This window comes from Pseudoduganella sp. GW821-FHT05F09, assembly GCF_059419605.1.
The window spans coordinates 116747-137121 of record NZ_JBWKSD010000001.1 but is presented as its reverse complement, the minus strand read 5'-3'; the positions used below and the strand labels follow the sequence as shown (position 1 = coordinate 137121).

13 protein-coding genes are annotated in these 20375 nt (G+C 64.7%); 1 reads left to right on the top strand and 12 read right to left on the bottom strand.

The genetic code is table 11. The features are described from left to right. Positions 1-21: 21 nt before the first annotated feature. From AC07S4_RS00470 to AC07S4_RS00425, 10 genes are all read right to left on the bottom strand, one after another. On the bottom strand, positions 22-783 hold the full coding sequence (locus tag AC07S4_RS00470; RefSeq protein WP_494984726.1) for a helix-turn-helix transcriptional regulator: 762 nt from the start codon (positions 781-783) through the stop codon (positions 22-24). Positions 784-798: 15 nt separating this feature from the next. Next, complete coding sequence (locus AC07S4_RS00465; protein ID WP_494984725.1) at positions 799-1464, bottom strand: response regulator; 666 nt, start codon at positions 1462-1464, stop codon at positions 799-801. A 73-nt stretch (positions 1465-1537) separates the two neighbouring features. Next, a complete protein-coding gene (locus AC07S4_RS00460; protein WP_494984724.1) occupies positions 1538-2896 on the bottom strand; it encodes a 3-oxoacyl-ACP reductase in 1359 nt (452 codons plus the stop codon). Positions 2897-2958: 62 nt separating this feature from the next. Beyond that, positions 2959-4581 (bottom strand): methyl-accepting chemotaxis protein, encoded by a 1623-nt coding sequence (locus tag AC07S4_RS00455; RefSeq protein ID WP_494984723.1) that lies wholly within the window; start codon positions 4579-4581, stop codon positions 2959-2961. Between the two features lie 166 nt (positions 4582-4747). Next, complete coding sequence (gene pelA, locus AC07S4_RS00450) at positions 4748-6046, bottom strand: pectate lyase (RefSeq protein WP_494984722.1); 1299 nt, start codon at positions 6044-6046, stop codon at positions 4748-4750. Next, positions 6043-7629, bottom strand: a complete 1587-nt coding sequence (locus tag AC07S4_RS00445) for a DUF5060 domain-containing protein (RefSeq protein ID WP_494984721.1) — start codon at positions 7627-7629, stop codon at positions 6043-6045. Before AC07S4_RS00445 ends, pelA begins: the two co-directional genes overlap by 4 nt. Then, a complete protein-coding gene (locus tag AC07S4_RS00440) occupies positions 7626-9785 on the bottom strand; it encodes a hypothetical protein (RefSeq protein ID WP_494984720.1) in 2160 nt (719 codons plus the stop codon). Before AC07S4_RS00440 ends, AC07S4_RS00445 begins: the two co-directional genes overlap by 4 nt. 75 nt (positions 9786-9860) lie before the next feature. Then, positions 9861-12767, bottom strand: coding sequence for a TonB-dependent receptor domain-containing protein (locus AC07S4_RS00435; RefSeq protein WP_494984719.1), 2907 nt, complete (start codon positions 12765-12767; stop codon positions 9861-9863). 196 nt (positions 12768-12963) lie between these two features. Beyond that, a complete protein-coding gene (locus tag AC07S4_RS00430) occupies positions 12964-14430 on the bottom strand; it encodes a Gfo/Idh/MocA family protein (RefSeq protein ID WP_494984718.1) in 1467 nt (488 codons plus the stop codon). Between the two features lie 138 nt (positions 14431-14568). After that, the gene (locus AC07S4_RS00425; RefSeq protein WP_494984717.1) at positions 14569-15513 is read right to left on the bottom strand and encodes a Gfo/Idh/MocA family protein; all 945 of its coding nucleotides are present in this window, start codon (positions 15511-15513) and stop codon (positions 14569-14571) included. A gap of 254 nt (positions 15514-15767) precedes the next feature. Here AC07S4_RS00425 and AC07S4_RS00420 point away from each other — a divergent pair, with 254 nt between their 5' ends. Then, positions 15768-17999, top strand: coding sequence for an NADP-dependent isocitrate dehydrogenase (locus AC07S4_RS00420; RefSeq protein WP_494984716.1), 2232 nt, complete (start codon positions 15768-15770; stop codon positions 17997-17999). A gap of 98 nt (positions 18000-18097) precedes the next feature. Here AC07S4_RS00420 and AC07S4_RS00415 read toward each other — a convergent pair whose 3' ends face one another. Both AC07S4_RS00415 and AC07S4_RS00410 read right to left on the bottom strand, forming a co-directional pair. Further along, positions 18098-18640 (bottom strand): hypothetical protein, encoded by a 543-nt coding sequence (locus tag AC07S4_RS00415; protein WP_494984715.1) that lies wholly within the window; start codon positions 18638-18640, stop codon positions 18098-18100. 360 nt (positions 18641-19000) lie between these two features. Continuing rightward, complete coding sequence (locus AC07S4_RS00410) at positions 19001-19777, bottom strand: TauD/TfdA dioxygenase family protein (RefSeq protein WP_494984714.1); 777 nt, start codon at positions 19775-19777, stop codon at positions 19001-19003. Positions 19778-20375: the final 598 nt, after the last annotated feature.

Here is a 20375-nt window from a genome sequence, read left to right as displayed (position 1 = left end):
GCGTTGTCCGCGCGGCGCGCATCAAACCGCCTGCGCGGTCAACGCCAGCGCGGCGGCGCGTGACAGCGCCTGGACGCGGTTCTGCACATTCAGCTTGCGGTAGATGTTGTAGACATGCTTCTTCACCGTATGCGCGCTGATCCCCAGCGCCAGCCCGATCTCCGCGTTGATCTTGCCCTCCTTCAGCCAGCGCAGTATCTCCAGCTCGCGCCCGGTGAGCGGGTCGGCCAGCGCGGGCGCCTGCTGCGGCAGGCCGGGCGTGGACTGGTGCGCCGCCTGCCGCTGCCAGGCCAGATGCATGCAAGGCAGCAGCAGCTCGATGAAATACTTGTGCCGCGCCCTGCCCTCGTCCGGCATCCCGAACAGCACGAACATGCTGGCGCCGCCTTGCAGATCGCCAGACCCGTGCAGCAGCAGCCCGCCCGCCACCAGCCCGGCAATCTCGCGCCGCAGTTCCGCCAGCGCAGCGGACGTCTCCGCCCCGGCAACCGCCCACGGCAAGCCATACTGGCTGCGGCAGATGGCGGACAAGCGCGCCGCCAGGGCGCAAAGGCGCTCCTCCTGCGCCGCGTGCGCCATCTCGCCGTGCAGGCAATGCGCATCGAGCAGCTGGCCGCGTTCGCCGAACTGCAGGCAAACCATGGCCTGATGCGGCAGCAGCGTTTGCAGCAGTCCCTGCGACCAGGAAGACCAGCCCGCGCGGGCGCGCACGGTGGCCGCGCGTTCAATTATCCGCACCAGGTATTCCAGCTCGCGCGCCGAAGGCGTAACGATATCGTCCATGCCATCAACCCGCGCTCAGCGCGACACCGCCAGGCGGTAGCCGTCGCCGCGCACGGTTTCTATCATGGCGTGGTGGCCGCTGGCCTGCAGGGCCAGGCGCAAGCGCCGCACCCGTGTATCGACCGCGCGCTCGCTCACGCCGCTGTCATTGCCCCACACCTGCTCCAGCAAGGCAGCGCGCGTATGGATGCGTTCCGGGTGGCGCATGAAATGGCGCAGCAGGGAAAATTCAGCAGGCCCCAGTGCAAGGCCGCGCGCGCCGGCCGAAACGCTCCGCGCCGCCGGGTCCAGCTGCAAGCCGTTCAGCGCCATGCCCGCCCTGCGCGGCAGTTGCACCTGCACGCGGGCGCGCAGCTCGAGCGGGCTGAATGGCTTTGCGATGTAGTCGTCCGCCCCGCACTCGAGGCCGAACACCACGTCCTGCGGCTGGCTGCGGGCGGTCAGCATAATGACCGGCAGCGCGCGCGTGCGGGCCTGCGCGCGCAGGCGGCGGAGCAGGTCTATGCCGGACTGTCCCGGCAAGCCCCAATCGAGCAGCAGCAAGTCCGGCGTGGCCTGCGCCAGCGCCAGCACGGCCGCTTCCGCGCTGCCCGTGCAGCGCACCTCGTATCCTTTCAGCGAGGCTGCGATCAGCTCCTGGATAGCCGACTCGTCCTCGACCACCATCACGCTGAAGCCCATGATTCCCGGTCCCTGTTATGTTTTTTACAGCGGACCTTATTGGATCACAGGATTATTACATTGACATGACAGCTCACGCGCCCATCACGCCCTGGCCGCACACGCGTATGGTTTCGCCGCTGACGCCATAGGCGCCGGGGCTGCTCAGGAAGGCCACCAGCTCGGCCGCGTCCCTGGGTTGGCCGGCCTGCATCAGCGCGTTCAGGCGGCTGCCTATCTCGCGCGTGAAGAACGGCAGCTTCGCTGTCATGGCGGTTTCGATAAAGCCCGGCGCAATGGCGTTGGCGCAGATGCCGCGCGCCGCCAGCAAAGGCGCCTGTGCCGCCGCGTAGCCTATCAGCGCCGCCTTGGTGGCCGCGTAGTTGCTTTGTCCGAAATTGCCCGCCACGCCGCTGATGGACGACAGGTACACAATCCGTCCCTCGTCGCGCAGCAGCCCGCTGGACAGCAGCACTGCGTCGATGGCCGTAATGGCGGCGAAGTTGATGTTGACCACCATGTCCCAGTCCTGCGGCTTCATATTGGACAGTGTGCGGTCGCGCGTCACGCCCGCGTTGTGGACCAGGATATCCAGGCCACCGCCCTGGCCACGCAGGAAGTCCGCCAGCTGGGCCGGAGCGTCCGGCGCGGTGATGTCCAGCGTGAGCGGAATGGCGCCGAACTGCGCGCAGGTGCTGCGCAGCTCCTCGGCGGCCGCCGCCACGTCCAGGCAGACCACGCGCGCGCCCTCCTGCGACAGGCGCTCCACGATGGCCTTGCCTATGCCGCGCGCGCCGCCGGTCACCAGCGCGGTCTTGCCCGCCAGGACCTGCGCCTGCGGCAAGGCGCCCGGCGCCGCCACGCGCGCGGTGACGCGCACCGCCTGCCCGGACACATAGGTGGATTGTTTGCCGCAGAAGAAGCGCACCACGCCCGCCAGCCGGTCTTCCGCGCCTGCGGCGACGTAGGCGGTGTTCACGCAGACGCCTTTGCGTCCCAGTTCCTTGCCCAGCGAGCGGCTGAAGCCTTCAATGCCGCGCGCCACGGCGGCCTGCACCGGATCGCCGCCCGCGTCCGGCAGCGGCGCGGCAATCAGGACGCGGCCGTTGCGGGCGATGCGGCGCATGATGGGGTGAAAGGAGTCGTACAGCGCGCGGTAGTCGGCGGGAGAGCGGCAGCCGGTGGCGTCCATCACCACGATGCCGGCCTGCTGGCGTTCGTCCTCCGGCAGCGCGGCCGCCACGCTGGCGCCGGCTTCCTCCAGCGCGCTGCGCAAGGCCTGCGCAGCGTAGCCGCCGCCGGCCGCCAGCAGCAGCGCGGCCTGACCCGCAAAGGGCTGCGCCTCGTAGCCGCCGGCGGCGCGCGCCAGCGTCACGGGTTTGGGCAGGCCCAGCGCCCGCGCGAAGGGGGCCGCCAGGCGGTTGCCATGCAGTGTTTTCAGTATGTCGCTCATGCCGCTTATCCTTGCTGTTTTATGCGATAAGCGGCCATCTTAACCGAGCGCCCAGGCGCCCGTCAGGCCCTTTGCAGCAGGCCCGCCACAACGGGACGCCGCGCGCTGCCTGTCCGGCTTGCGCCGGCACCGCCGTCCACGCCGTCGACACGGAAAGCGCTCGCCACGTCGGCCAGCTTCTCGGCCTGCTCCTTCAGCGATTCGGACGCCGCAGCGGCTTCCTCCACCAACGCCGCGTTCTGCTGCGTCACGTCGTCCAGTTCGGCCACCGCCACATTGATCTGGCCTATGCCCATTTCCTGCTCGTGCCCTGCGGCGGCGATCTCACCCATGATGTCAGCCACGCGGCGGATGCTGGACACGATCTCATTCATCGTGGCGCCCGCCTCGCCCACCTGCTGGCCGCCGCTGTCGACCTTGGCCACCGAGTCGCCGATCAACGTCTTGATGTCCTTGGCCGCGTCGGCGCTGCGGTGCGCCAGGCTGCGCACTTCGGACGCGACGACGGCGAAACCGCGTCCCTGCTCTCCGGCGCGGGCGGCTTCCACCGCAGCGTTCAGCGCCAGGATGTTGGTCTGGAACGCAATGCCGTCGATCACGCCGATGATATCCTGGATGCGGGTGGACGATTCGCGGATGGCGCCCATGGTGCCGATCACGCCGCCGACCAGCGCGCCGCCTTTGACCGCGATCTCCGACGCCGCCTGCGCCAGCTGGTTGGACTGGCGCGCGCGCTCGGAATTCTGCTGCACGGTGGCGGTCAGCTCCTCCAGCGAGGACGCGGTTTCCTCCAGGCTGGCCGCCTGCTGCTCGGTGCGGCGCGACAGGTCCAGATTGCCCTCGGCGATCTCGTGGGTGGCGGTGGCGATGGACGCGGTGCCGTCCCGCACGCCGCGCACCAGGGCCGCCAGCTTGGCCTGCATGCCGGCCAGGCCGCGCATGAGTACCGCCATTTCGTCATGGCCGTCCACCGAAATGCGGTTGGACAGGTCGCCGCCGGCGATGCTGGTGAAGTGGCCCACCGCCTCGTTGATCGGGCGCAGGATGGAGCGCAGCAGCGACACGCAGGCGATCAGCATCAGCAGCACGCCGCCGCCGATGGCGCCCAGCGTGAGCCACAGGCGCTGGCTGTACATGGCCTGGCTGGCGTCGAACTGCGCCAGATTGCTGCGTTCCTGGTAGTCGGTCAGCTTGGCCGCGCTGTCGGACAGGCTGGCAAACAGCGGCTGCATGGTCTTCATGGTGATGGCGTCGGCCTTGGCCGCGTCGCCCGCCTTGACGGCGGCCGCCAGCGGCTGGAAGCCGTCGTCGATGAATTTGCGGCGGCGGCTGTCCATGTCGTCCGACAGCACTTTTTCGTCGGCGCCTTGCGGCAGCGCCAGATAGACGGCCCAGGCCTTGTCCGACTCCGCCACGAAAGCGGCGGCGCGCTGCAAGGTCTTGGCCGCGTCCGGATCTTCCGGGTGCATGGTCACGCGGTCCATGGCCAGCCGCGCGCGGCTCAGGAACAGCTGCGAATTCAGGATCGCAACCACGGACGGCATGGTGTTGGTATTGACGTCGCGCAGGCTGGCGTTGATGGTGTTCATGCCATGCAGGCCGCTCAGGCCCGTGCCGACAATAAGCAGGCCAAGCAGCGCCATGGTGGAAATGAGCCGCAAGCGGATGGTGGTCTTGGCAAACATGCGAGTACTCCGTTTCGAGGCAGCAGCTTCATCGTGGCGCAAGCTTGGGCGGGATGAGATGCTACCTGTGTGAGGTAATGCGGAAACGGAGTTTTGGTTTCAACATGCTATTTCTTTAGTGCATTCATTTTAACGTTATGCCCTGTCCTGGTCAAATAAAATGCTTTCAACGGTGCGGCCAGCGGGCATAGTTCTCCAGCGCCCGGGCCGGGCCGTTGCCGAACCACGCGTAGCCGTTGCGGCGTTCCAGGCTGATGGCGTTCACGTCGTCGTGGATGCTGCGGTCACGGTCGCCGAAGATGGGCTTCATGGTGGCGATGTCGTAGTAGCGCGACCACAGCGGGCCGGCGCCCGGCTTGGCCACCAGTTGCCGCCCACCCGCCGACTCCTTGCCGGTGTACTCCACGTCGCGCAGCGTGACGCGCTGCAGCCAGGCGGCGGCGGCGCGGACGGCCGCCACGGTGTCCGGCGTGGGGTTGGGCTGCTGCATCAGCAGGTTAAGCAGCGAGGCGCTTTCCGAGCTGGTAAGCGATGGCGGCTCGAAATTGCGCGCGCCGACAGGGGCCAGCGTTACCGGGTCGTGCTGCTGGCACCAGCCGGTGCGCTGGCCTGCCACCACAATCTGCGCGGCCAGTATCATCCGGATCGCCTTGGCCGAGGCGGCGCGCGCCTCGGCGGCGATGGCGGCCGGGACGAAGGCATAGTCGCCCTTTCCGGCTCCGACCTCGTCCAGCAGCGTCACCACGCTGCCCATGGCGTTGTCGTTGAAGGTGATGGCGTCGTGGTAGCCGCCTTCCAGCGGGTAGTTCTGCGGGAAGCCGCCGTTGGGATATTGCGCATTGAGCAGGTAGCGCAGGCCTTTCAGGAAGGACTCGCGGTAGGCCGCGCCCTCCCCGGCCGGCGTTTGCGCCAGCACCCGGGCCAGGAAGCGCAGCTCGGTGGTGGTGGCGTCGTTGTCTATGGTGCCGACGTAGCTCCAGGCTTCCCTCTGCACCGGCAGGCCGGGCGTGTGGTCGTCCGCGATGTAGTGCTGGCCGCGCTGGCGCGCGGGGCCGTTGCGGTCCACGTTCTTGCCCCAGCCGCCGGCGGGCGTCTGGAAGCTGACAATGTTCAGGGCCACCACGCGCGCTTCCGCGCCGCCGTACCAGGCGGCGGGACGGCCCAGCGGCATGCCGCCGTCACGGCTTCCCGAATGCGGCGGCGGCGGCGCAATGGCCGCAGGGGCCATGCCTGCGCGTTCGGCCGCCAGCGCGGCCTTGTCCGCCGCCATCAGCGCGCGCGAGCGGGAGATGTAGGCCAGCCAGGCGGCCTGCTCCTGCCCCGCAAGGCCGGCAACGGCCGCTTCGCTCAGCGCTTCCGCAGGCTTCATGTGGCCGATGATTTCGGCGTGGCTGGCGGCGGGCAGCGCAAAGGCGGCCAACAGCGCGGCGGCGGCGATGGTGCGCGGCAGGCGGGCGGCCATCATTGCTCCACCCGCACGATGCGCAGCGCCATATAGGGCTTGCCCGGCAGCGCGATGCTGCGGCCGTTTTTGTCTGCAAAAGTATAGTCGTCGCGTTTGTCGATTTCAAAAGTACCGTTCACTGGCGTCACCTTCATATTCCATGTATCGATCACTTCGGCCCTGAATTTCATGCCGTCTTTCAGGCCGGTCTTGAACAGCACGAACGGCCAGCTCTTGGGTTTGCCCAGGCCGAAGTAGCCTAGGTAGTACTGCGCATGCTTGCCCGCGAAGGGATGGTTCTGCCACTTGTCTATCGGCTCCAGCCCTTCCGGCGGGCTCTCGCTCAGTATCTTGCGGAAGAAGGCCAGGCGCGGCGGGCTCTGGCCTTTCAGCACGCCGCCCTTGCCCAGCCATACCAGGCCGTTCGGGTCTTCATAGCTTTCGCTGTGGCCCACATACGTGCCCGCGATGGCGCCTTCCCAGAAGCGCAGCACCATTTCCTCCGGCTTGAGCTGGCCCCAGCGGCGCGAGAAATTGCCCTCGTATTTCACCTCGTCGTACACCACGGGCTTGTTGTAGACGTCGCGGAACAGCACCGCGCGCTCGAAGTCCTCGGCAATGGCGCCGCTCTGCACGCTCACGTGCGTGACCCAGGGCTTGGTGTGGTTGTAGAACACGAAGGCGTTGTGGATGGAACGCAGGTGCTGGTATGGGTCGCTGGCCTGCACGGTCTGGAAGTAGCTGTCCCACTCCGCCATGCTCTTGGCCTTGAGGAAGTCGAACTCGTTGGCCATGGACCACCACACGTTGCGGTAGGCGCCCAGCCGCGCGACGACGTAGCGCAGATAGCGCTCGTTGACGTCGGCCGGCAGGCTGTCGAAGCCCCAGTAGCCCTTGTCGTAAGGGTGGAACAGGATCAGGTCCGCTTCAATGCCAAGCTCGCGCAGCTGGCCCACGCGCTGTTCGATATGGCGGAAGAATTCGGGATTGAAGCGCGTGAGGTCCCAGCCCTTGGGCGGCTGGCCCGGGAAAGGAAAGCGCTGCGGCTGGTTCTTCACGTCCTGGTTGGGGAAGATCGCCATGCGCAGCTTGTTGAACGGCGCACCGGCCAGCGTCGCCAGCGTCTGCTGCTCCAGCGCCTCGGTCTGGTGCGCCCAGGCGTAGCTGGTGGTGCCCACCTGCCAGAACGGTGTGCCGTCCTCGTAGGCGAAATGGTGGGTGTTCTTGACGCGCACCGGGCCGTGGTTGCCGGCCGACGGCGCCACGGCGGTGAGCGTGCCTTTGCGGCCGCTCAGTTCCGCGCGGTTGCTCTGCGTTTCGTATTCCCACTCGCCGGTTTCGGGCGGCATGAAGCGGATCTTGTACTGGCCGTCGCCGTCGTAGAAGCCCGCCACCTTCAGCGCGCGCTCCCCCTGGCGGAAAGTGGCCGACAGCTCCACTTCCATGAAGGGATTGCCCGCGCTGGGACCGGACAGCGCAATCTCCGTGCTGCCCCAGCGTTCCACCACGGCGGGCGCCGCAGCGCTCCACGGCGCGGCAAGGACGGCGCCCAGTGCGACCGCCGCAGCCACGGCGGCTTTAAGGAAGTAGCGTTTACTCATCATGGCAGCCTCTTGAATCCTTCCGCGCGCACCACCCAGCGGCCGTCCGCAGGGAAGCCAGGCGCGGCGCGGCCTGGCGCGCCTTCCCAGCCGCCCGCCATCATGGCCACGGCCGCCAGCAGCGCGCCGTTGCCGGGCAGGTAGACCGGCAAGCCCTTGTTGGGGTTGTGGCCCGCCTGCGTGTAGCTGTTGTTCGGGCCGTCCGTTTTCATCAGCACGGCAACCGCCTGTTCGGTCTCGCCCAGGCGCGCGGCGGTCATGGCGATCATGGGATAGTCCCAGCCCCAGATCTTGGTGGCCCAGTCCCATTGCACCAGCACCGCGTGCAGCGTGCTGCGCATGGTTTCGGGGTCCACGCCGTCGCCCGGCAACTGGCCCAGCGCCATCAGGAAGGACGGATGGTCATGGCGGCTGTCCACGTTGTCCCAGGTGTCCGGATGCGATTCCACGGCCACGTATTTGCCGTCCTTCTGCGGCAGCGCGGACAAATGGGTGCGCTTGTGTTCCCAGTCCGGATTGCGCGGCAGGCCTGCGCGCTCGCGCCACTGCTGCGCCTTCTCCAGCCCCCAGGCCCAGTAGCCCAGCTCATAGGCCGGATTCATGCTGGTGGACTGGTCGTAGATCTCCTGCGCTATCCACAGCGGCGGGCCGAGCACATAGCGCTGGCGCTCTTCCTGCCAGTGCAGCATGGACGCCATGGCCTGCGCGGTTTCGGACACCAGTTCGCCGTAGCGCGCCAGCGTGGCGGGCGTGGGGTCGGCCCGGTACAGCAGCTCGGCCAGGTGGATGGGGTGCGGCTGGTTCCAGACGATGAGCGGATTGCCGCCCGGGCTTTCGCGGCCGCCGGGACCGGTCATCTTCATCCAGCGCGCGCCTTGCAGGCCGCGCTCGGCAGCCACCGCGCGCGCGGCGGGCAGCGTGCGCTTGAACCAGTCCAGCGTGCGCGCGGTGTAGCCGGGACGGCCCCACAGCGCGAAGTGGGCGGTGTGCCACCACACCATTTCGCTGTGGTGCTTGCCGAACCAGGTGGCGGTAGTCAGCCCGCTTTCCTGGGCCGGCAGCTCGCCGCCCAGCTGGATAGCGGCCAGGTACTGCGACAGCACCACGCGCCGCTCCAGCTCCTGCGCGCGCGGGTCCGTGCTGCCGGTGAAATCGACGGCGGCGCCGGATTGCCAGTAGCCGCGCCAGAAGGCGGCGCTGCGGGCAAATATTTGCGCGGCGGTCAGCTTGCCCGCCGGCTGGTCCGCCGCATTCTCGGCGCCCTGCGTGCCCGCGCCAAGCTGCACGAAGGTCAGCGTGAGGTCCATCACCTTGCCCGCTGCGGGCGTGATGTCGAAGCTGTGCGGGCCGCTGCGCGTGATGGACAGCGGCGCGGCGCCGGCCAGCGTCATGCTGTAGCGCGACGCGTCGCGGCTGTGCTCAACGGTGAGCGTGCGCGCGGTCTGCGCCAGCACGGTGCTCTTGTGCGCGTCGGGATGCGACCAGTCCAGAGGGGGATTGTGCTTGGCCGCCGCCAGGTCGTAGCCCAGCGGCAGCGCGATGCGCACCGCCACCTTGCCCTGTGCGAACAGCGGCGTTTCGATATGCAGCGCCAGCGTGTCGCTGTCCGGACTGGCGGTGCTGCGCACGCTGGCCGGCTGGCCGAGCAGCCGCACGCGGCTTTGCAGCTGGCCCTGCCACAGGTCCAGGCGCTGGTCCACGGCGGCCACGTCGGGGGCGGTCAGCGCACGCGCGCCCTCGCCCGCCATCACAAAACCTATCTGCGGCAGCGGCTGGGTGTGCGGATTTTCGCGCAGCCACACGCCGGCCGGCGAGCCCGCGTTGGTGGGATAGCCCTGCGTGCGGCCATGCGCGGTGAAGTCGCGGTTGGCGTCGGACAGCTTGTAGCCGTTCGGGTTGGCATTTTCATGCCAGGACCAGCGCGCCTGCGTTTCCAGCGGCGTGCCGCCGGCGCGGTAATGATCGGGCAGGGTTTGCAGGCCGGTGACGTCGGCCGTGAAACAGAAGCGGCCATTGCCCACGCTGAGCGGGGCCATGGTGTCGATGGCGGATAAATGGGGGGAGTGGCGCGCGGCCAGCGCTTGCCGGTTGATGGGGGCAGCCGCGTGGGCCGTCAAGACGATGAACAGGGGAATAGCGGCGAAACAGCGAAGTGTCATGAACAAATCAGTCTCCCAACAACGATAAAAGCGCGGCTCCGCCAACAGCGGAGCCGCGCCCTTCAAACAAGCTTTTTAGAACTTGTATTCAACCGACAGGCGATACACGCGGCCCATCATGTCGGCCATGCTGGTCACGTAGCCACCACCGTAGATGCTGTTGGAGGTGAGCGGCGGCCATTCCTTGGTCAAGTTGTTCACACCCAGGCTGATGGTGGTGTTCTTGAAGCCCTTGTAGCGCACGTTCAGGTTGTACTGGCTGTACGAATCCACCGTGGTCAGCGTGGAACCTGCACGCGGCGTCAGGTCGGTCAGGCCGGTCTGGAAGCGCTGCGACAGGGTGCCGCTCCAGTCGCCGGTGGTGTAGGTTACAGCCGCCGTGTACTTCCAGCGCGGATTCATCTGCGGCATGCCGGCCAGGCCGGAGTTCGGGCCTGCGCCACCGAAGCGGCCATCATTGGTGATGATGCCTACGTTCTGCAGCCATGGGCCGTCCTTCTCGCTCTGGAACTCATACTTGTGATACCAGGTGCCGTCGATCTTCGCATCGAAGTTGCCGATGCTGGTGGCCGGGAAGCGGTAGCTGGCCGATACGTCCGCGCCGCGGATGCGGGTCTGGCCGCGGTTGGCCTGGCTGGCCACGATGTGGTCGATGACGCCGTTCGCACCGCGAATGATGTATTCCTCGTACTTGGCCGGATTCTGCTGCACTTCGGCGATGGTCAGCGCGCCCAGCACGTCCTTCAGCTTCAGGCCCCAGTAGTCCACCGTCAGCGCCAGGTCCTTGATCGGCTCATACGCGCCGCCGAACGAGAAGCCGCGCGACTTCTCCGGCTTCAGGAAGGCGTTGTTCGGCGTTTTGGTCCAGTAGTTGGTGGTCACGTTGCAGACCTGGTCCGCAGTGTAGCCAGGCTTCGGCGTACCGGTGCCTGCAACCGTAGGCTGCGTGCTTGGGCACAGCACCGGGTCATCCATCACCTGGGTGCGCACTTCCGGCGTCGGATTCTGGATGTCCATGATGGACGGCGCGCGGAAACCGGTCGACAGCGAGGAGCGCAGCACCAGTTCCTTGATCGGCTGCCAGCGTGCGGCCAGCTTCGGATTGACGGTGGTTTGCTTCAGGTCGTCGTAGTGGTCGGCGCGCACGGCGCCGTTCAGCAGGAAGGTCGAGGTCAGCGGCGCATCGATCTCCATCACCAGCGAGGAGATGTCGCGCTTCAGCTTCTTGGCCACGCCTTGCGGGGTTTCGCCCACCAGGTCGGACTGCACCACGTTGCCTGCGGCGTCGATGTTGTAGCTGCCGTCGGCCTTCTTCAGCACATAGTCCAGCGGTGCGTTGAAGGTGCGTGCCGAGTCGCGGCGCAATTCGCCGGACACTGCCAGCGTCAGGTCGCCGCCGCCCAGCGGCATCAGCGCGCGCGACAGGGTCACGTCCACGCTCTTGTTGTAGGCTTTGTTCAGGCGGTAGGTGTAGTCATTGGCCTGGATGTCGCGCAGGTATTGCGCGCCGGCTTCGTCCTGCAGGCCGAACGGATTCAGGATGCCCTTGTCGAAGCCTTCCTGCGCCTTGCTGTACAGGATGTAGCCTTCGCCCACCCGGGTGTCGCGCTCGGAGGCGCCGTAGTTCAGGCCTGCGCGGTAGTCCCAGCCCATGACTTCGCCCTCGGCCGACAGCACCAGGCGGTTGTTGGTCTGTTCGTCGTTGCGGTAGGCAGGTCCCAGTTCGGCGGGGCCCCACTGGAAGTAGATGGGACGGTTGTTCAGATTCAGGCTGGTGACGGCGCCCGGCGTCTTGGTCGCGTCGATAAACATGGTCGGCGTGTTGGCGCCGGTGTTGCTGCCCACCACCTGCACATTAGGCGTGATGCCTTTGCCAGGGTAGAAGCGGCTGGTGGACGGCAGCGTATAGGTGGTGAAAGGCTGCGTAGCGCCCGGCACCTGCATGCCACGGTATTTCTGCACCGTGAAATTGCTGTGCAGGACGTCCAGGTCGATCTTGTGGCCGCCGGACAAGTTCCAGCTGGCGCGCGCCGCCACGTTGGTGATCTCGCTGCCGTCGGTGATGGCGGTCCAGTACAGCGCATTGCGGGCGCAGCCCGGCGCGTAGGTCGGCGGCGTGTTGGCGCTGGCGTTGCCCAGCGTTGGCAGCGCATAGGTGCCGTCGCCGCATCCGGTGGCGAAGGTCGGGTTGTAGTTGGTGTTGGCCGCGCGGGTAAAGCCGAAGTTGGCGAACGGGCTGGCGTTGCGGGCGTCCGGCAGGATGCCCAGGCCCAGCGTGCGCAGGATGGCCGGGTCGTGCTGCTCCGGACGGTCCTTCTGGAACAGCGCCGATTTCTTCTGGTGGTCGACCGCGATGTAGGCGTTGTAGCCGTCCCTGCTCAGGTTACCGTAGCCGAAGATGGCGCCGATGGACTTGGTGTCGCCGCCGCCGCTCATTTCAGGCGTGGCGTATTCGGCCTTGATGGTGGCGCCTTCGTAGCCGCGTTTGGTCCAGTAGTTCTGCACGCCGCCGATGGCGTCCGCGCCGTAGATCGAAGCGGCGCCGCCGCTCAGGGTTTCCACGCGGTCCAGCGCCATGCGCGGCATCACGTTGACGGACACGTACTGGTCCTGCAGCGGCTCGTTGGCCAGGCGGCGGCCGTTCAGCAGCGACAGGGTGCGCATCGGGCCGAGGCCGCGCAAGTTGGTCACGGGGCCGGCGGCGCCCGAGTTGGTGCCCAGCGACAGCGACTGCGGCTGCTCCAGCACCAGGTCTTTCAGTTCGGTGTGGCCACGCGCAGCCAGTTCGGTGGCTTTGATGGTGGTCAGCGGGGTGGCGCCTTCGTCGGCGACACGGCGGATCAGCGAGCCAGTAACGACCACGGCCTGCACTTGCTCGCCGGCCGGGGCGGTTTGAGCCTGCGCATGGCTGGCCATCTGCAGTACAGCCAGGCTGACTGCGGTTGCCAGCACGGCACGCTGGAGTTGCGGTTTTTGCTTCATGGGGGATCTCCTCCTCAAGGTGTCTAATCGAATTGGTTCGATCAATATTTTTTTTGGTATAGCCAGATACTAAATTGGTTAGACCACTTTAACAAGGAAAACCGTACTCTTCAGGCAAGGGTGGCTACGACGTTGCTATTTGTCCACAAGGATGGCGGGTTACGCGGCTGGCGCCGCTAACCCGCCAGGAGCCGCCTCAGGCCTTGCCGGTCCGCATAGGCATAGGCACCGGACCATTGCGGTCCGGCATAGGCGCACGGTCCGGCGGCGTCAGGCCGTTGACCATGTCTGCAATGCGCACCGAAGCGCCGTTGACGAAACACCGGTTGGCGGCAATGCCCACCAGGCAGGAATACGTCCCCGCCCGCTCGTCGGACACGCGCTTGTACTTGTCCGCCGGCGCATCGCCGAAGATCTCGGTGAGCATGACGTCGTCGCCGCCGCCATGGCCGCCAACGCCGGTCCAGGGCTCGATATCGCGTGGCGCGCCGCGCATCGGTATCACGCGGATCTGCACGTTGTCGCTCTTGCTCTGCGTTTCGTTGGCGCCGGCCACCCCGGCCGATTCAACAATGCGGTGCTCCAGGCGACCCTTGGTGCCGTTGAATGCGATGTGATAGCCCTCCCACGCATCGTAGGCCGACAGCGCGTACTTGAGCTGCACGCCGTTGTCATACCGGACCATGACGTTCATGGTGTCCTCGATATTGATCTCGGGACGCCACACGCACTGGTCGCGGAAATAGCCGTCGTGCTTCTCGTTGTCCAGATAGAGCTCCTTCAAGCCCTGGTCCGCAGCAATGTCGAAGTAGAAGGTGCACTTGGCCTTCTCGGTGCAGGTCAGGCAGCGCTCGTGCGCCCCCTCCAGGCCCAGGCGCTTGGCCATGACCGGCGTGTAGAACTGGCGCGAGCCGAAAGCGTGCACCACCTCGGGCTGCGCGCCCAGCCACCAGTTCACCAGGTCGAAATGGTGGGTGGCCTTGTGCACCATCAGGCCGCCGGAATTGGCCTTGTTGCTGTGCCAGCGGCGGAAGTAGTCGGCGCCGTGCTTGGTGTTGAGCAGCCACGTAAAGTCGACCGACAGCACGTCGCCGATCTCGCCGCTCATCAGGATGTCCTTCACCTGCGTGCGCGGCGGCGAATAGCGGTAATTGAAGGTGACGCGGATATGGCGGCCGCTGCGCTTCACGGCGTCCAGGATGCGCTGGGCTTTTTCCGCCGTGGTGGTCATCGGCTTTTCGGTGATGACGTCGCAGCCGGCATCGAGCGCGCGCACGATGAAATCATCATGGCTGGCGTCGGTGGTGGTGACGATCACGAACTGCGGCTTGGTCTCGCGCACCATGCGCTCGAAGTCGTCCGGGCCGTAGGCCTTGGGCGCGCTGGCGCCGGTGGCGGCGATCTTCCTGACCGCCAGCGCGGCGCGGCCGGCGTTGCGGTCGCACACGGCCACCACTTCATTACGGTCGCGGAATTTGCCGGTGATGGCGCCGGTGTACATGCGCGAGCGCGAACCCACGCCCACCACGGCATAGCGCTTGCGCGGCTCGGCGGCAAATGCGCCGCCCGCCCCTCCCGCGCCGCCAGCCAGCAGCAAGCCGGCAGTGCCGGCCGCTTTCAAAACAGTACGTCGATCGATTGGTCCCAGGCCTTTTTCGTCCATGCTGCGTGTCCCCTCTTTGGTTTTTGACTACTACATGACTTACGGATTAATGCCGTAAATATGGTAGTCCCAGCAAGAGGCTGCGGCAAGACCAATTACAAAATTGGCTTGACCAATTCAATCATCGCCGTGATTGTTTCACTCGATGTACTCCGGCGCGGCGATGCGCTTGCCCAGCATGAAGGCATCCGCCACGATGCGCAGGGGCGCAAAGTCCGCGTCCGAAGCGCCGCTGGCGATCAGCTCGTGGAAGTGCGCATACAGGCCCGGATATTCGCGCTCGGCCTCTTTCATCACCGGCTGGCCGTCGATTTCCAGTATGGTGCCGCCCATGCCCAGCGACAGCTTGCCGCCGTCTTCGGCCTCGGCAAAAATGCTCCAGGTTTGCAGGTTCTCCTGCAGGAAGTCGAAATCGGCGCGCACCGGCACGCCCTGCGCGGTGGCCATCTCCATCTCCACGGCGATGGGCGCATCGCAGTTGACCGGGATGTGCAGGTCGGCCTTCTTCACGATCACCGCGTCGCCCACCACGGCGGTCAAGATGGACAAGGCGTTGATGCCCGGATCGAACACGCCCATGCCGCCCGGCGCGAAGATCCAGGCCTGGCCCGGATGCCACTGGCGCACGTTTTCCTTCCACACGATATGCATGCTCTTGAGCTTGCGCTGCGCGATCCACGCGCGCGTGAGGCTCACGGCCGGGGCAAAGCGCGAGTGCCAGCTGGCCAGCAGCGTCACGCCCTTCTCCGCCGCGAAGGCGCGCAGCACCTCGGCCTCGCCCAAGGTGGCGCCGGGCGGCTTTTCCAGGAACACATGGCGGCCGGTGGCCAGCGCGTCCTTGGCGATGCGGTGCCGCACCTGCGGCGGCGTGCAGATGGCCAGCGCTTCGATCTCGGGATGGGCGGCCAGCATGGCCTCCATGTCCGGGTAGGCCAGGATGCCGTCCGGACGCGCATGGGGCGAGCAGCCCGCTACCAGTTCAAAGCCGGGATTGCCGCGCAGCGCGGGGATGTGTTGGTCCACAGCAATTTTACCCAGGCCGACCAGGCCAATTTTGACCACTTTGTTCGCAGAAATTGCCATAACATAAATTTAAGGGTTGACTATCCTGCGAGATTACCCGCCTTCGCGGGGCGTCAGCTATGTATTTTCTCGCGCCAGCTATGAGAAATTTGGAGAAATGCCCTGCGAAGGGCTTATCCGTGCTGTTTCTGGGGGTTTTTTGGGCAAACTTAGGTGCAACAGTCTAAAATACGCATTTGGGTGAAAAAGGCCACAGCGCCAATACCAAGCACACCCACGAAAGTAAGACCACCGACCGCAAACGAGGGAATGACATGGCAACACAAAAATCTAAAATCATCTACACGCTGACCGACGAAGCGCCGCTGCTGGCAACCTATTCCCTGCTGCCCATCATCAAGAAGTTCACCGCACCGGCCGGCGTCGACGTCGTCGCCAGCGACATTTCGGTCGCAGCGCGCGTGCTGGCAGAGTTCCCGGAATACCTGACCGACGAGCAAAAAGTCCCGAACACCCTGGCCGAACTGGGCGCCCTGACCCAGCTGCCGGACACCAACATCATCAAACTGCCTAACATCAGCGCCTCGGTAGCGCAGCTGGTGGCGGCAGTGCGCGAACTGCAAGCACGCGGCTACAAGCTGCCGGACTACCCGGAAGACGCGAAGACCGAAGAAGAAAAAGCACTGAAAGCCCGCTACGGCAAGTGCATCGGCAGCTCGGTCAACCCGGTTCTGCGCGAAGGCAACTCGGACCGCCGCGCGCCGAAGGCCGTGAAAGAATTCGCACGCAAGAACCCGCACTCGATGGGCGAATGGAGCCAGGCATCGCGCACCCACGTGTCGCACATGCACCATGGCGACTTCTACCACGGTGAAAAGTCCATGACCCTGGACAAGCCGCGCGACGTGAAGATGGAGCTGATCACCGCCTCCGGCAAAACCATCGTGCTGAAACCGAAGGTCTCGCTGCAAGCCGGCGAAATCATCGACAGCATGTTCATGAGCAAAAAAGCGCTGCTCGAGTTCTACGAGCGCGAACTGGAAGACGCGCGCAAGACCGGCGTAATGTTCTCGCTGCACGTGAAAGCGACCATGATGAAGGTGTCCCACCCCATCGTGTTCGGCCACTGCGTGCGCATCTTCTACAAGGAAGCGTTCGCCAAGCACGCCAAGCTGTTCGACGAGATCGGCGTGAACGTGAACAACGGCATGGGCAACCTGTACGAGAAAATCGAAAAGCTGCCAGCGTCGCAGAAGGAAGAAATCCTGAAAGACCTGCACGCCTGCCACGCCAACCGTCCGGAACTGGCCATGGTCGACTCGGCCAAGGGCATCACCAACTTCCACTCGCCGAACGACATCATCGTTGACGCATCGATGCCGGCCATGATCCGCATCGGCGGCAAAATGTGGGGCGCCGACGGCCGTCCGAAGGACGTCAAGGCCGTGATGCCGGAATCGACCTTCGCCCGCATCTACCAGGAAATGATCGGCTTCTGCAAATGGCATGGCAACTTCGATCCGAAGACCATGGGCACCGTGCCTAACGTGGGCCTGATGGCGCAGCAAGCCGAAGAATACGGCTCGCACGACAAGACCTTCGAAGTACCGGAAGGCGGCATCGCCAACATCACCGACCTGGCCACCGGCGAAGTGCTGCTGACCCAGACCGTGGAAGAAGGCGACATCTGGCGCATGTGCCAGGTGAAAGACGCGCCGATCCGCGACTGGGTCAAGCTGGCCGTCACCCGCGCGCGCAACTCCGGCATGCCTGCCGTGTTCTGGCTGGACACCTACCGTCCGCACGAAAACGAAGTGATCAAGAAGGTACAGACCTACCTGAAAGACCACGACACCAAGGGCCTGGACATCCAGATCATGTCGCAGACCCGCGCCATGCGTTTCACCCTGGAACGCGCCTTCCGCGGCCTGGACACTATCTCGGTGACCGGCAACATCCTGCGCGACTACCTGACCGACCTGTTCCCTATCCTGGAACTGGGCACCTCGGCCAAGATGCTGTCCATCGTGCCACTGATGGCCGGCGGCGGCATGTACGAAACCGGCGCGGGCGGTTCGGCGCCCAAGCACGTGAAGCAGCTGGTGGAAGAAAATCACCTGCGCTGGGATTCGCTGGGCGAGTTCCTGGCGCTGGCGGTATCGCTGGAAGACATGGGCATCAAGACCGGCAACGCGAAAGCCAAGCTGCTGGCCAAGACCCTGGACGAAGCCACCGGCAAGCTGCTGGACAACAACAAGTCGCCATCGAGCCGCACTGGCGAGCTGGACAACCGTGGCAGCCACTTCTACCTGTCGCTGTACTGGGCACAAGCCCTGGCCGCGCAGAACGACGATGCGGAACTGAAAGCCCACTTCACGCCGCTGGCGAAAGCCCTGGGCGAGAACGAAGCGAAGATCGTGGCCGAGCTGGCCGAAGTGCAAGGCAAAGCCGTGGAAATCGGCGGCTACTACTACCCAGACCCAGCCAAGACCTCGGCTGTAATGCGTCCTAGCGCCACCTTCAACAGCGCGCTGGAAGCAATCTAAGCAGCGTAGCTCCGAGAAAGCCGCCCCAGGTGCAAGCTGGGGGCGGCTTTTTTTTGGCTCTTTACGGACTTCCGGGATGGCGTTTCGCCGCACGGCGCTTACGGCGGCGGAGGCAAGCCGTCGGCCGAACGGTTGCTTGCTTGGCGCGTCTGCGGCAGCTTCCCTTGCTCTTGCGGCGGACAGTCGGCCTGCACCGCGTTGCCAAGCAAACGCACGATGGCCGCACTCCGGGCGGACCGGTAGACATCTGCGAGCAGCCATTCCTCACTGCCAGGCAAGTGCAGCCAGACGGCTTTCCACGCATTGCGATTGCCGCTGCCGTGCAGGTTTGCAAAGCATGATGGCGACACGGCGTGCTCGCCGTACTTGATCTGCGCCCCCTCTACGGTGGCGTAGTAGGGCTGTCCGGCGAAGCAGGCACGCAGCCTGGTTCCTTCTGGAAGAAAGACCTGCTTCCATTGGTATCCCGCCTCGGATGGCGCCGCTGGCTGTTGTTGTTGGGCTGGCGGCGCCTTGATGTAGTTGTCTATCGCCTCGAGAATGAATGGCTCCATGGCAAACGTATCCGACCACCAGTTGCCGGTGAACTTAGCCAGCGCCTCGAGCGTTTCGACAGGGATGTAGACCGGCATTGCAGGCATAGGCGCCTCCCGAAAAAACCGTTTTACTAAACGCTGTTAACTCCCGCTAAGGCTTACTACAGCGCGCTATCGCTTACTAAAATTGTGATGCCGAACATTTGGCGGCATCCGATTTTTTAGCCTGCGTTAGTTAGAGAGGTTTAGCGCGGTTTAGTTCCTGTTTAGCGAGAAAACTTGCGAAATATCGACGAATATCACGAGGTAGTAGCGGTTAGCACGTTTTAGTAAAATCCGAAAAAACGAGACAGGTTCCAGCATGGCCAAACCATGAAACGGTGCGGACAAAGGACGACGGACGCAAGCTTGCGGTCCAAAGTCGATTTTCCGCGAATCCGGGAAGATCCTTTTTGCGCCACACCATCACGCCGCCTGCTGCTCCTCGTGCCAGAGCACACCATCGGCACGCACAGTCGTGCGGTTTAAAATCCGGCGAGCCGACGCCGGCAGCGGCGTCGCTTTGTGCGCAACATGCAGGTTGTCGGCCACCACAACATCGCCGGGCAGCCAGTGGTGGCGATAGCTTGCACCTGGCCGCGAGTAATGCCTGTCAACGGCCTCCATCACAGCCCTGGACTGCTCCGGGCTGTAGCCCAGGACACCTGCAGTCAGGCCCATATTCAAGTACAGCGCTCGCGCTCCGCTCTTCGGATGGCGCAACACCAGCGGATGCACCACGCCGTTGCGATGGGCCGTCCTCAGCGTATCGAACTCTTCTCTGATATCGGGCTGCAGCTCGGCATAGGCTTGCTGCAGATCGGTAAACAGCGTGTCGCCGCCCAACTCCGACTGCATCACCGAGTACCAGAAGCTGATGGGCGTGGGAGCCTCCCGGAAGGAGCCGTCCGAATGCCAATAGCGCCCCACTTCCACATGACCGTCGGCAGGCTGGCTCGCCACGCGGAAAATCTCCGGCCATGACGATAATTGGCCACGCACAACGAGAAACACTTCGGGCTGGCCAAACACATTGGTCGCCGCCACCTGCTCCTGTGGCGTCAATGACTGCCCGCGTATCACCAGCAGGCCATACTCGAGCAATGAGGCACGCAACAACGCGGCTGTACTGCCGTCAACCTGGCGGAGATCCATGCCTTCAATGACGGCGCCAAAACCAATTTCCAAGGGTGTGACTTGCATATGTCCTCCTGTTTAAACACATGCATTCACTATAGTCTCCGCGCCAGCTGCTGATAATAGGCATAAATTCACACACACTTTTGCGTGGGCCGCAAAGCAGTGCCCAACTAAGACTGCATCCGCATCGCTGCTACAAACTGGCAGTGATTTTTGCCTTTATGTAGGTTTTCAGACCAGTCCGCTTTGGCTGGCGCATCGGCGCCATGTATCTCGTATTACCCCGACTTCCTGCTCGCCTTCTCCATTTTAAGAATGACGTCACATTCTTCTGGCGTAGGAATTGTGCGGTCAGTGAGGATGCTATGCCAGCCTCCACACCCAGGTGTCGAGCATCCACACTTGGTTGCTCGAACTGGATGCAAAGTAAGCCCCTCACGCCTCTGTATGCTGTTGGTTCGCTCTTCGCTTTTGACAAGATCAACAATAGCATCTCGCGTAAGAAATTTTCCAGGCATTGAAAACTCCTAAATATTAGTTTCCGGTTCGGCCCCAACCTTGAATGGCTGCTGATCGCTGCGGATAGTGACATCTCACGGCGCGTCACTCAGGTCCTGTTACGACGTAGGGCAAAATACAGGCATATTCCCGCTGCAAAAAG